This is a genomic window from Streptomyces sp. NBC_01012 (assembly GCF_045162755.1).
GTDB lineage: Bacteria > Actinomycetota > Actinomycetes > Streptomycetales > Streptomycetaceae > Streptomyces.
In genome coordinates this window covers 6,012,163-6,024,338 of record NZ_CP108688.1, presented here as the reverse complement: position 1 = coordinate 6,024,338, position 12,176 = coordinate 6,012,163, and the positions used below count along the sequence as shown (strand labels likewise).

At 71.7% G+C, this 12,176-nt stretch carries 10 protein-coding genes; 4 read left to right on the top strand and 6 right to left on the bottom strand.

Going from position 1 to position 12,176, the window contains the following annotated elements:
* Nucleotides 1-129 precede the first annotated feature (129 nt).
* The 3 genes from pepN to OG623_RS27070 form a co-directional block, all read right to left on the bottom strand.
* Entirely contained in the window at nucleotides 130-2,727 is a 2,598-nt protein-coding gene (gene pepN, locus OG623_RS27080; protein ID WP_406149975.1) for an aminopeptidase N, read from the bottom strand.
* 184 nt (nucleotides 2,728-2,911) lie between these two features.
* Nucleotides 2,912-3,235, bottom strand: coding sequence for a chorismate mutase (locus tag OG623_RS27075; protein WP_406149973.1), 324 nt, complete (start codon nucleotides 3,233-3,235; stop codon nucleotides 2,912-2,914).
* Nucleotides 3,236-3,355: 120 nt separating this feature from the next.
* On the bottom strand, nucleotides 3,356-4,132 hold the full coding sequence (locus OG623_RS27070; protein ID WP_406149971.1) for a S1 family peptidase: 777 nt from the start codon (nucleotides 4,130-4,132) through the stop codon (nucleotides 3,356-3,358).
* Nucleotides 4,133-4,395: 263 nt separating this feature from the next.
* Between OG623_RS27070 and OG623_RS27065 the strand changes: the two genes are divergently transcribed.
* Together OG623_RS27065 and OG623_RS27060 are read left to right on the top strand one after the other, a co-directional pair.
* On the top strand, nucleotides 4,396-5,325 hold the full coding sequence (locus OG623_RS27065) for a hypothetical protein (RefSeq protein ID WP_406149970.1): 930 nt from the start codon (nucleotides 4,396-4,398) through the stop codon (nucleotides 5,323-5,325).
* A 38-nt stretch (nucleotides 5,326-5,363) separates the two neighbouring features.
* Nucleotides 5,364-6,470 carry an ankyrin repeat domain-containing protein gene (locus OG623_RS27060; RefSeq protein ID WP_406149968.1) on the top strand — a complete coding sequence of 369 codons (1,107 nt, stop codon included), beginning with the start codon at nucleotides 5,364-5,366 and terminating at the stop codon, nucleotides 6,468-6,470.
* Between the two features lie 126 nt (nucleotides 6,471-6,596).
* Here the strand turns inward: OG623_RS27060 and OG623_RS27055 are convergent, their stop codons facing one another.
* The 3 genes from OG623_RS27055 to OG623_RS27045 form a co-directional block, all read right to left on the bottom strand.
* The gene (locus OG623_RS27055; RefSeq protein WP_406149966.1) at nucleotides 6,597-8,273 is read right to left on the bottom strand and encodes a DEAD/DEAH box helicase; all 1,677 of its coding nucleotides are present in this window, start codon (nucleotides 8,271-8,273) and stop codon (nucleotides 6,597-6,599) included.
* Between the two features lie 215 nt (nucleotides 8,274-8,488).
* On the bottom strand, nucleotides 8,489-8,692 hold the full coding sequence (locus OG623_RS27050; RefSeq protein WP_015607926.1) for a cold-shock protein: 204 nt from the start codon (nucleotides 8,690-8,692) through the stop codon (nucleotides 8,489-8,491).
* A 385-nt stretch (nucleotides 8,693-9,077) separates the two neighbouring features.
* Nucleotides 9,078-9,590 (bottom strand): pyridoxamine 5'-phosphate oxidase family protein, encoded by a 513-nt coding sequence (locus OG623_RS27045; protein ID WP_406149964.1) that lies wholly within the window; start codon nucleotides 9,588-9,590, stop codon nucleotides 9,078-9,080.
* A gap of 183 nt (nucleotides 9,591-9,773) precedes the next feature.
* Between OG623_RS27045 and OG623_RS27040 the strand changes: the two genes are divergently transcribed.
* Both OG623_RS27040 and OG623_RS27035 read left to right on the top strand, forming a co-directional pair.
* Nucleotides 9,774-10,688 carry a rhomboid family intramembrane serine protease gene (locus OG623_RS27040; RefSeq protein WP_406149962.1) on the top strand — a complete coding sequence of 305 codons (915 nt, stop codon included), beginning with the start codon at nucleotides 9,774-9,776 and terminating at the stop codon, nucleotides 10,686-10,688.
* 155 nt (nucleotides 10,689-10,843) lie between these two features.
* A complete protein-coding gene (locus OG623_RS27035) occupies nucleotides 10,844-12,082 on the top strand; it encodes an SLC13 family permease (RefSeq protein WP_406149961.1) in 1,239 nt (412 codons plus the stop codon).
* Nucleotides 12,083-12,176 lie beyond the last annotated feature (94 nt).

The following is a 12,176-nucleotide window of genomic DNA, read 5'->3' as shown; positions in this document are numbered from 1 at the left end:
GCCTGGTGCTGGGGTGTTGGGGGTCGAGGGGCTGGTATGGGCCTTCGGTTGCCCGTATGGCTGTGCCCGGCTCCTCGGGAGGGCTGAGGGCCGGGCCTGTCGTGGTGCTGGGGGCGGGGCGCGTCGGCTTCAGTGGGCGTCGCGTACGGCGAGGGCGCGGCGGGCGTCGTCGAGTTGGTCGGTGAGTTTGCGGCGTAGTGCGGGGGTGAGCGCGGGGTGGTGGAGGGCCTGTTCGCCGAGGTGGATGCTGTCGGGGTCGATGGCGTGGGCGGGGAAGGCGTGGCGTCCGGCGGCGTCGGCGATGGCGGGGCCGCGGCGGGCGGCGAGTTCGATGGCGTCGGGGTAGTAGCGGGCGACGTAGGGGTGGAGGAGTTCGGTCTGTTCGGGCTGCCAGAAGCCTTGGGCGGTGGCGGTGAAGAGGTAGTTGGAGAGGCTGTCGTCGCTGAACATCGCTTCCCAGGCGGCCTTTTTGGCTTGGGTGGTGGGGAGGGCGGCGCGGCAGCGGGCGGCGCCTTCCTGGCCGGTGGCGCTGGGGTCCTTGTCGAGTTCGTGGGCGATGGCGGTCTCGTCGATGGCGCCGAGGACGGCGAGGCGGGTGAGGATGCGCCAGCGGAGCTCGGGGTCGAGTTCGGGGCCGCCGGGGACGGTGTCTTCGCGGAGCCAGTCCTGGATGGCGTCGGGCTGGGTCGCGGCGTCGATGAAGTGGCGTACGGCGGTGAGGCGGAGGCCGGGGGTGCCGGGTGCGGTGCCCGGTGTGGTGGTGCCTGGGCCCTGTTCCCAGTCCTTGGCGGTGAGTCCTTCGGTACGGCGGAGGAGGTCGCGGCTGAGGGAGGTGAGGGTGGCGAGGGCGGTGGGCCGGTCCTGGGGTGTGAGGTAGCGGTCGGCGATGTGGGTGGCGGCGAAGCCGAGGACGCCTTGGACGAGGGCGAGGTCGGTCTCGTAAGGCAGGTGGGTGCGGGCTGCCGTGAGGTGGACGGTGGGGTGGAGGGCTCCGTCGCGGACCATGTCGCGTGCGGTGTTCCAGATGACGGCGCGGGTGAGGGCGTCGGGGATGCCGGAGAGGTGGGTGAGGGCGGTGTTCCAGGAGTCGGGGTCGAGGCGGATCTTGGCGTAGGTGAGGTCCTGGTCGTTGAGGACGATCAGGTCGGGGCGGTGGCCGGGACGGGTGATGGCGGTGCGGTCCTGGGAGACGTCGAGTTCGAAGCGGTTGCGCGGGGTCAGCTGGTCGGCGCCGGTCTGGGTGTCGAGGCTGTGGTCGTAGGTGCCGACGGTGATGCGGTGGGGGCGGTCGCCGGTGCGGTCGACGGTGAGGTTCCAGCTGTTGCCGGCGTTTTCGACGTGGGCGGTGAGGGTGTCGATGCCGGTGGTGCGGAGCCAGGTGGCGGCCCAGGCGTGGACGTCGCGGTCGGTGGCGGTCGCGAGGTTGTCGATGAAGTCGTCGAGGGTGGCGTTGGCGAATTTATGGCGCCCGAAGTGGGTGTTGATGCCGGCGAGGAAGTCCTTCTCGCCGAGCCAGGTGACGAGTTGGCGGAGTGCGGAGGCGCCCTTGGCGTAGGAGATGCCGTCGAAGTTGAGGAGGGCGGATGCGGTGTCGGGCACGGCCTGGGGGTCGGGCGCCACGGGGTGGGTGGTGGGGCGCTGGTCGGCGTCGTAGCCCCAGCCCTTGCGTGCGATGCCGAAGTCGGTCCAGGTGTCGGGGAACAGGGGCTCCCCCGCCCGGACGGAGTTCAGGGCTCGGGGAAGGGTGGCTTCGGTGAGGGTCTGGTAGCCCATGTACTCGGCGAAGGACTCGTTGAGCCAGATGTCGTCCCACCAGGTGAGGGTGACGAGGTCACCGAACCACATATGGGCCATCTCGTGGGCGATGGTGACGGCGCGGGTCTGGCGTTCGGTGTCGGTGACGGCCGAGCGGTAGATGTATTCGTCGCGGAAGGTGACGAGTCCGGGGTTCTCCATGGCGCCGGCGTTGAATTCGGGGACGAAGGCCTGGTCGTAGGAGTCGAAGGGGTAGGGCTCGTCGAACTTCTCGTGGTAGCGGTCGTAGCAGGCGCGGGTGATGCCGAGGATTTCGTCGGCGTCGGTGTCCAGATGGGGTGCGAGGGAGCGGCGGCAGTGGATGCCGAAGGGGAGGCCGGCGTGGTGGGTGGTGACGGAGTGCCAGGGGCCCGCGGCGACGGCCACGAGGTAGGTGGAGATGGGCGGGGTGGGTGCGATGGTCCAACGGCCTTCGGTGGCCCGGGTGGTGGTGCCGTTGCCGAGGACGGTCCAGCCGGTGGGGGCGGTGACCGTGAGATCGAACACGGACTTGAGGTCGGGCTGGTCGAAGGCGGCGAAGACGCGTGGGGCGTCGTCCAGGAAGAGCTGGGTGTAGACGTAGGTCTCGCCGTCGGCCGGGTCGGTGAAGCGGTGCATGCCTTCGCCGGTGCGGGAGTAGCGCATGGTGGCGTCGACGGTGAGTTCGTGGGGGCCAGGGGCGAGGCGGTCCAGGGGGTAGCGGTTCCGGTCGAGGCGCTCGGGGTCCAGGGTGTGTCCGTCGAGGCTGATCGAGCGCAGGGTTTCCGGCTTGATCTCGACGAAGGTGTCTCCTGCGGCGTGGGCGGTGAACCGGATGGCGGTCCTGGAGCCGAAGGTCTCGTCGCCGGTGGTGAGGTCGAGGTCGACCGTGTACCGGTGTACGTCGAGGAGTTGGGCGCGGGCCTGCGCTTCGTTGCGCGTCAGTACGGACATGCCGCCCATGCTGCCGTACGGGTCCGGGGCTGTGCAGTGAGGTTCTCGCAGGGCTGACGCCGAGGGGGCCGCGGGGAGGCGCGGGGGTGAAGCGCCGGGGGCGGGCGTCCGCATGCGGGTGGGCGGGGCGTCCGCACGAGGGCCGGGCGTCCGCATGCGGGTGGGGCCGGCCCCCGTTGCGGGGTCAGGCGTGGGGGCCCGCGGATTCTTCGGCGATGCGCTCGTGGTGGCGGATGACCTCGGCCACGATGAAGTTCAGCAGCTTCTCGGCGAAGGCCGGGTCCAGCTTGGCGTTCTCGGCGAGCTGTCGCAGGCGGGCGATCTGGCGGGCCTCGCGGGCGGGATCGGCGGGCGGGAGGTGGTGTTCGGCCTTGAGGTGGCCCACCTGCTGGGTGGCCTTGAAACGCTCGGCGAGCATGTGCACGACCGCGGCGTCGATGTTGTCGATGCTCTCGCGCAGCCGGTTCAGTTCGGTGGTGACGTACTCGTCGATGTCGCTCGTGGTCATGGTCAGCGAGCTTAGACCGTCGGACACCTGGGGTGATCGACGGCGGGCCCGTTCGTGGGACGACCCTGGGGGCACCCGTCAGGACGGGTGCCCCCAGGGGGTGGTGCGGGGTGAGCCGGGTCAGAGGTCCGACGCGGCCGAGGCGATGTCGGAGGCGAAGGCCGACACCTGCGTGTAGACGCCGGGGTAGCCGGGCCGTGCGCAGCCCTCGCCCCAGCTGACGATGCCGACCTGGATCCAGGCGCCTGCGTCGTCCTTGCGGAACATGGGGCCGCCGGAGTCGCCCTGGCAGGAGTCCACGCCGCCGTCGCTGACGTTTCCGGCGCAGATCTCCTCACCGGGTACGAGGTCGCCGCCGTAGGCCTGCTGGCAGGTGGCGTCGGAGACGAAGGGGACGGTGGCCTTCAGCAGGTAGCGCTGCTGGCCGCCGCCTTCGGTGGCGGCGCCCCAGCCCGCGATGGTGAAGGTGCCGGTGTCGTAGGCCGAGGAGTCGGCGATCTTCAGGGTGGGCTGGTCGATGGGCTCGGCGAGCTTGATCAGCGCCCAGTCCTTGCCGACGCCGTCGTAGCCGGGCGCCTGGAGGACCTCGGTGGAGCGGACCGTGACGCCGGAGGACGACTGGAGGTCGACGGTGCCGCCGGTGGCGGTGATCGAGGTGTCCTTGCCTGAGCCGTCCACGCAGTGCGCGGCGGTCAGGACGATGTCCTGGGCGTAGAGCGCGCCGCCGCAGCCCATGGAGAGCCGGACCATGAAGGGGAATTCGCCCTGGGCCGCGCGGGTGCCGCCGACGATGGGGGCGGGGGCGGCGGAGGCGTTCGACGGCTGGAGGCTGAAGGTGGCGAGGGCCACCGCGGCTATGACGGAACATCTCTTGAGCGTGCGCAGAAGCTGCTTCACAGGAGTGTCTGCTTTCGTGGGGGGTGATGTGGGGGGTGGTGATGTGGGGGGTGGTCGTGTGCAGACATGCGTTGTCCTGGTCAGGGGCACAGGCCGACCATTCTCGACATGCCCGCGACAAGGAACGATCCGATTATCGGGAAACGATCACCGCTCACACAAGGCATGGTTTCCGGCCAAGATCATCGCCCCCCGTTCCGGCCAGTTTGCCCGGACCGCCCTAGAGTGAGATCTCGTTGAGCGTCATCGATGGGGGTTCGGACGTGAGCGACGGCAGCAACGGCGGCAGGGGCGGTAACGGCAGCGGTGGCGGCCCGGTCGTCCATGGGTTCCCGCACCTCGACGCCGTCCGGTCGGCGATCACCTCGCTCTACCGGCGGCTCTCCCCCGACGGTGTGCACGCCTACGCCACGAGCCTCGCTCCGGTCGACGCCGCGTTCTCCGACGTGGACGATCTGCATCTCGGCGCCCAGCGCGTGGCCGGAGCCCTGGTGCAGCACCTGCGTCTGCCGCAGGCCCGTATCGTCGTCGGCTTCCGGCGGATGGAACACGCCGCGAGCGTCGAACTCACCGCAGGGCCCGAGTACTTCATCGAGCTCAACGACCGCTTCCGTACGCATCGCAGGGACATCGGTGCCGCCCTCGCGCACGAGATCACCCATGTGCTGCTGCACCGGCTGGGCCTGGAGCTCCCCGGTACCCGCGACAACGAGATCCTCACGGACACGGTGACGGCCTACCTCGGCGCGGGCTGGCTGCTGCTGGACGCCTTCCGTCAGGACGCGCTCTCCAGCCAGAAGCTCGGCTATCTCACGCCCGAGGAGTTCGGTTACGTGCTCGCCAAGCGCGCGCTGGTCTTCGACGAGGACCCCTCGGTGTGGTTCACCAGCCCCCAGGCGTACACGGCGTACACCAAGGGGCGGGCCGAGGCCCTGCGCGATCTGCAACGGCCCCCGTTGACGGCCGCCGGCTGGGCGGGCAGGCGCCGTTACGCCAAGGACCGCCGTCACGCGGGCGAACACCCGGGCGCCGCCCCCGACCCGTCCGTCCCGTACGCCTTCGAGGGCGGGGCGGACGGGCTGCGGGTCTCCTTCGCCTGCCCCGTCTGCCACCAGCGCGTCCGTGTCCCGGTCAGGGGCCGGACCCGGGCCAGGTGCGGCCTGTGCCGCACGGTCCTGGAGTGCGACACCTGACAAACCGTCCCGGACCGGGAAAGTCGTAGGGTCGGTGTATGACGCATGGTCCGGCGGAGGGCAGCAGGGCCCTCTTCGAGGCGTTGTACGACGATGAGGACGCCGTCGTACGGGCGCTTCGCGCGGGCGCGTCCGCCGAGTCGAGCGACACGGAGGGGACGACCGCGCTGTATCTGGCGTCCGTGCAGGACCTGCCCGGTGCGGTCCGGCTGCTCCTGGCCACGGGCGCCGATCCGAACCGGGCGAGCGGCCCCGATGCGGGCGATCTGCCGCTGTGCGGGGCGGCGTGCGGCGGTCACGCCGAGGTCGTCGGGGCCCTTCTGTCCGCGGGGGCCGAGCCGGATCTGAGCGAGGAGTTCGGTTTCACCGCGCTGCGCTGGGCTGCCGGCCTCGGCCACGCGCGGGTCGCGGAGGTCCTCCTGGCGCACGGCGCCGACCCGGATCAGCCAGGACCGCAGGGCGAGGTCCCGCTGGTGGTCGCGGCGAGGCGGGGGTCGGCGCACACCGTGCGGGCCCTGCTGCGGTACGGCGCCCGTGATCTGTCGCCCGCACTGGAGGAGGCCGGGCGCATGCTCACGCTGGACGTGGAGCAGGAGCTGCGTGACGCGCTGCACCGGATGTACGGGGGCGAGGGCCACGAGAGCGTGGTGCGCCGCGCACCCGTGGACGGCGGGGTGACCGTCACGGTCGAACTGCTGCGGGGCGGGGAGCCGTTCGCGTCCCAGGACCTGCAGACGGGGCACGCCGCGATAGCGACGCTCCTGGAGAGCGGGCTCGGCCTGCGGGCACCGTTCGAGGAGCTGGCCGTCCGGGCGCTGCGGGGCGGGGGCCCCGAACTGGACAACTGGCTGACGGCGGTGGAGGCGCTGTCGCGGTACGGCGACGAGGAGACGTTCCAGGCGGCGGCCGCGTGGACGGCGAGCGAGGATCCGCTGCGGCAGAGGTTCGGCGTGGAGGTGCTGGCGCGGCTCGGGTCCGGCACGGACGACGGGCCGTTCGCCACCCGCGCGGCCCTCCTGCTGCGGGAGCTGGCCAGGACCGCCGCCCCGGAGGTTGCCGCCGCCGCGGGCAGGGCGCTCGACGGGTACGGGGCGGAGCCGACGGAGCCCGGGGGTCGGGCGGCCGGGGGCCCGGCCGGGAGCTGAGCCCGGACGGTACCGGCGACGGAACCCGAGAGCCAGGACCAGGAGTTCACGGTCGCGCGGCCCGGCCCGAGCCACGAGGGGCGGTGACCGGCACAGCGGTCACCGCCCCTCGTGGTCGACTCGTGGTTACGCTGCCCGGCGGCCGCGCCCGGGCGCACTGCCGCGCCCCGTGCCGCCGGCCCTGCCGGCCCCGGCGGTGCGGGCCGAGCCGCCCGCGCCACCGCGAGCCGCGCCGCCACCGGAGCCGCCACGCGCACCGCCACCCGCACCACCACCGCGGGCCGCGCCACCGGCGCCGCCCTGCGCCGCACCGGAGGCCGCGCCCGAGCCGCCGCGCCGGCCACGGCCCCGGCTGCCCGAGCGGAAGGAACCGCCGGCCGCCGCGCCCGAGCCCTGGTTCCCGCCGCGGGTACGCGGCTTGGGCTGCGTCGGCTGCGGCACCTCGATGACGATCGCGACGCCGGACGGCTCGCGGGCCCCCGTGATCCGGCCGAGTTCCTCGTCGCTGGACCTGATGCGGGTGGTGCGCGGCGCGATGCCGGCGTCCTGCATCAGCCGGGTCATCTCACGCTTCTCCTCCGGCAGCACGAGCGTGACGACGCTGCCGGACTCACCGGCGCGTGCGGTGCGCCCACCACGGTGGAGGTAGTCCTTGTGGTCGGTCGGCGGGTCCACGTTGACGACCAGGTCGAGGTCGTCGATGTGGATGCCCCGGGCCGCCACGTTCGTCGCGACGAGCGCGGTGACCTGGCCGTTCTTGAACTGGTCCAGTGTCCGGTTGCGCTGCGGCTGGGACCGGCCGCCGTGCAGGGCCGCGGCCCGTACACCGCTGGCGAGCAGCCGCTTGGCGAAGCGGTCGGCGGCACGCTTGGTGTCGACGAACATGATCACCCGGCCCTCACGGGCGGCGATCTTCGTGGCGACGGCCTTCTTGTCCGTCTCGTCCAGGACGTGGAGCACATGGTGCTCCATCGTGGTGACCGCGCCGGCGGACGGGTCGACGGAGTGCACGACCGGGTCGGTGAGGAACATCTTGACCAGCCGGTCGATGTTCTTGTCGAGGGTCGCGGAGAACAGCATCCGCTGTCCGTCCGGCTCGACCTGCTTGAGCAGCGCGACGACCTGCGGCATGAAGCCCATGTCGGCCATCTGGTCGGCCTCGTCCAGGACGGTGATCGCGACCTGGTCGAGCCGGCAGTCACCGCGCTCGATGAGGTCCTTGAGCCGGCCTGGCGTGGCGACGAGCACCTCGGCGCCACGGCGCAGCGCGCCGGACTGCCTGCTGATCGACATGCCGCCGACGACGGTGGCGACACGCAGGTTCACGGCGGTCGCGTACGGGGTCAGCGCGTCGGTGACCTGCTGGGCGAGCTCGCGGGTGGGGACGAGGACGAGCGCCAGCGGGGCGTGCGGCTCGGAGCGGCGTCCGGCGGTGCGGGCGAGCAGCGCCAGGCCGAAGGCGAGGGTCTTGCCGGAGCCGGTGCGGCCACGGCCGAGGATGTCCCGGCCCGCCAGCGAGTTCGGCAGGGTGGCGCCCTGGATGGGGAAGGGTTCGGTCATGCCCTGGGCGGCGAGGGTCTTCAGCAGCGCGGCGGGCATGTCCAGCTCGGCGAACGCGTCGACGGCGGGCAGTGCCGGGGTCAGGGTCTCCGGCAGGGCGAACTCTCCGCCCTGGGCGGGTGCGGGCCTGCGCCGGGCCGGCGCCTTGCCGGATCCTCGGGTGTTCGCCTGTGCCCGGTCCGTGCCGCGGCCCCTTATCGGGCGGTTGCGGGTCGGTCGGTCCTGGCGTTCGGAGCGGGTCATACGGAATTGCCCTCCTGGGGGATTCCTGGGGTTACTGCCGACTGCTGCGGACTGCTTCTTGTGCGCCCCAGGATGCAAGCACAGAGCAGGTGTCCCGGCGGCGGAGCCGAACCGGGCAATGGACGAGTCGGAAACAGTACGAACTCGAAAACAGCACAAACCGGGGCCCGCACCTTCACGGTGCGGGCCCCGGCTGCGAGGTACGCGTCCGGCAATTAGGCCGGGACGATGTTCTCCGCCTGCGGGCCCTTCTGGCCCTGCGTGACGTCGAAGGAGACCTTCTGGCCCTCCTGGAGCTCACGGAAGCCCTGGGTGGCGATGTTGGAGTAGTGGGCGAAGACGTCGGCGCCGCCGCCGTCCTGCTCGATGAAGCCGAAGCCCTTTTCCGAGTTGAACCACTTCACGGTTCCAGTAGCCATGTCATTCTCCTAAAAGAGGTGCAGTGCCGGAAATCCGCACTTTACGAATTCCAAGTCGCCGCATTGAGCCCCATCCGGAGAAAGCCGGAAAACAATAAAGCGCCTGAGGAGGGTTCCCGTCAGGCGCACATAAAGTTCATGGGTACCAAAACTGCAACTCGGCAACCGTAGCACGTTCTGTCGGCGGACGGCGGATCACTCCTTCCCGGCGCGCCGGGAAGTCCGCTGGTGGCGCCCTGCGCGGGGTTGAGCTTCACCCGAAGGACGTACCGGCGCGCCAGGGCCCGCGCAACGCCGTGCGGCCGGATCCGCGGCCGGGGTTACGCCGCACGGGTGGGCGGGGCAGGGGGCGGGGGCAGGGCAGGGGGCCCGGCGGTCAGGATGGTCAGGATTCCCGGACGGGGCTGTCGTCGGCGCCCCTGCGCAGGGTGCGCAGGGGGTGGCCGGGGCGCCAGACCTGTACGACGATGTCGTCGCCGTCGAGCCCGGTACGGACCACCTCGGTGGGGTCGGCGCGGAAGAGGAGGAAGGGCTCCGGCGGGGCCGCCTCATCGACGTAGCGGGCCAGCACGGCGGGGTCGGTGATCTCCACGGCCCGCCCGGAGACGCGTACGTCGCCGTCGGCCATCTCGGCGTCAGGACCGGGATTGGCCTGGAGGGCGAAGCGCGGGTCGCGCCGTAGGTCGAGCGCCTTGCGGGAGCCCGGCATCATGCCGAGCCACAGGGCGTCCATGCGGAAGTCCGCCTCGAGGCCGGTGACCCGGGGCGAACCGTCCGCGCGCAGGGTCGCGAGGACGTGGTGCTTGTACTGCTGGAACCTCGTGCGCACGGTGTCGGCGAAGGCCGGTTCCGCGCTGCGGAAGTCCTGCCATGACCCGGGTGTCTCGTTCGCTGTCATGGGTCCCATCGAACCCCGTAATCCGGACACCTTCTGTCAGGATGCGCCGCGCGTCACCGCAACCCACGTGTGCCGCGCCTCACCGGCGTTCGCTATCTTGAGCGCCGCCGCCCCGGCGGCCCTCCTCGCCCGTCCACGCGTCCCCCGTCCACGCGTTCCCGTCCACGAATGAAGGAGCCGGCCATGGAGGCCGCCGCCACCACGTGTTACCGCCATCCGTCGTACGAGACGTATGTGCGCTGCACGCGCTGCGACCGGTACATCTGCCCCGACTGCATGCGTGAGGCGTCGGTCGGGCACCACTGCGTGGAGTGCGTGGCGCAGGGGCAGCGCTCGGTCCGTCAGGCCCGTTCGCTGTTCGGCGGTGCGGTGCCGAGGGCCGCGCGGCCGCTCGTGACGTATGTGCTGATGGCGCTGAACATCGTGGCGTACGTCGTCGAGGTGGTCCGGGACGGGGTGGTGGACCGGTTCGGGATGCTGGGCGCGGTGCTGGTCGACCCGTCGGGCGGGCAGTACTACTACAAAGGGGAGACGTACCCCGGCTTCGAGCTCGACGGGGTGGCCGACGGGGAGTGGTACCGGCTGCTGACGGGTTCCTTCCTGCATCTGCCGCCCGACGCGTCGTTCGGTGTGATGCACCTGGTCTTCAACATGCTCGCGCTGTGGAATCTCGGCAGGATCGTGGAGGGGCAGCTCGGCCGGGCGCGGTATCTGGCGCTGTATCTGCTGTCCGCGGTGGGCGGCTCCGTGCTGGTGTACCTGATCTCGCCGGAGACGACGGCGGTCGGCGCATCAGGGGCGATCTTCGGTCTGGCTGCGTCCTTCTACGTCATCAGCCGACGGCTGGGCCGGGACATGCGGGCGGTGAACCGCTTCATGGCGGGGTTCCTGCTCTGGATGGTCATCTCCGCGGCGTTCACCTCGTGGGAGGGACACCTGGGCGGGCTGCTGACCGGTGGCCTGGTGACCTACGGTCTCGCGTACGCGCCGGCGAAGCTGCGGACGTCCGCGGCCCAGCTGACCGGCGGGGTGGTCCTGGTCGCGCTGCTGGCGGTGGTGGTCGTCGTACGGACGGCCGTGCTGACGGGGTCGGCCTGAGAGGGGCGGCCTGACGGGGGGGCGGCCTGACGGGGGGGCGGCCTGACGGGGTGCGGCCTGACCACGAGCGGCGGGGCCCGTGGGGCGGCGCCGGTGGCCGCACCGCCGAACTCGGCGCTCCCTGAGCTGCGTCCACTTTCTGAGATCATCATCCCGTGGTGAGAGATCTCTCGGGGCCGGGCCAGGCGCCCGGCGGGCGTGTCCGGCTGCTGCTCCGCCGGCTGCACCCGCTCGACTGGCTGGCGGGCGGTCTGCTGCTCCTGGGGCTGCTCGCGGTGGTGACGGGGCTGCTGCCCTCGGGGCCCGCCGCCGACGAGATGCGGCGGGTGGGGCCGCTGGTGGTGTTCCTCGGCACCGTGATCGTGATGGCCGAGCTGACGGGCCGGGCACAGGTCTTCGATGTGGTGGCGGCCTGGATGGCGCATGCGGGGCGGGGGCGTTATCCGCTGCTGTTCGGGCTGTGCGTGCTGTTCGCGTCGCTCACCACGATCACGCTGAATCTGGACACCACGGCGGTGCTGCTCACCCCGGTCATGCTGTCGCTGGCCACCCGGGTGGGGATCGCGCCGGTGCCGCTGGCGATGACGACGGTGTGGCTCGCCAACACGGCGAGTCTGCTGCTGCCGGTATCGAATCTGACGAATCTGCTGGCGGCGGAGCGGGTGGCGCTCTCGCCGTCCGGTCTCGCGGCGGTGATGTGGCTGCCGCAGCTCGCCTCGATCGCCGTGACGGCCGCGTGTCTGTGGGTCTTCTACTGGCGGCGTGGCCGGCGCGGCGCGGACCGGTACACCCCGCCGGGCGCGACGGTGGCCCGCGATCCGGTGCTGCTGCGGATCTGCGCGGTGGCCTGTGCGGGCTTCCTGGTGGCGATCCTGGTGGCGGACGTGCCGCTCTGGTCGGCGTCGCTGACCGCGATGGTGGTGGTCGTGGTGGCGTTCGCCGTTCGGCGCAGGCAGGAGCTGCGGCTTTCGCTGGTGCCGTGGCGGCTGCTGGTGCTGGTCCCGGGGATGTTCCTGGTGGTGCAGACGATCGGCGCGCACGGTCTGCACGGGCTGCTGGAGTCGGCGCTGGGCTCCGGCAACGGTTTCTCGGGGATGCTGCGGTCGGCGGGGGTGGGTGCGGGTCTCGCGAACGTCCTGAACAACCTGCCGGCCTATCTGGCGGGTGAGGAGGTCGTCCCCGTGGGCAATCACCAGCAGTTGCTGGCGCTGCTGATCGGCGTCAACGTGGGGCCGCTCGTGGCCCCGTGGGCGTCCCTGGCGACGCTGCTGTGGTTCGAGCGGTGCCGCTTGCACGGGACGCGGATCGCCCTGGGGCGCTTCCTGGGGACCGGCCTTGTGCTGTCGGTGACGGGCGCCCTGGCCGCCGTGTCCGCACTGGCGCTGACCGGCTGATCCGGCCCGGAACGCGTCGCGGCGCCCACCCATGTCCGGTCGGGGACGGGGCGGGCGCCGCGTTCAGTTCCGTACGCCGTTGTACGGGACGTCT

Bases quoted from the DNA above. Each gene is read 5' to 3' on its own strand.
- OG623_RS27050 (WP_015607926.1), bottom strand. From the start codon at position 8,692: ATGGCTACTGGAACCGTGAAGTGGTTCAACTCGGAAAAGGGCTTCGGC.
- OG623_RS27040 (WP_406149962.1), top strand. From the start codon at position 9,774: ATGGAGGCCGCCGCCACCACGTGTTACCGCCATCCGTCGTACGAGACG.
- OG623_RS27045 (WP_406149964.1), bottom strand. From the start codon at position 9,590: ATGACAGCGAACGAGACACCCGGGTCATGGCAGGACTTCCGCAGCGCG.
- OG623_RS27060 (WP_406149968.1), top strand. From the start codon at position 5,364: ATGACGCATGGTCCGGCGGAGGGCAGCAGGGCCCTCTTCGAGGCGTTG.
- OG623_RS27075 (WP_406149973.1), bottom strand. From the start codon at position 3,235: ATGACCACGAGCGACATCGACGAGTACGTCACCACCGAACTGAACCGG.
- pepN (WP_406149975.1), bottom strand. From the start codon at position 2,727: ATGTCCGTACTGACGCGCAACGAAGCGCAGGCCCGCGCCCAACTCCTC.
- OG623_RS27055 (WP_406149966.1), bottom strand. From the start codon at position 8,273: ATGACCCGCTCCGAACGCCAGGACCGACCGACCCGCAACCGCCCGATA.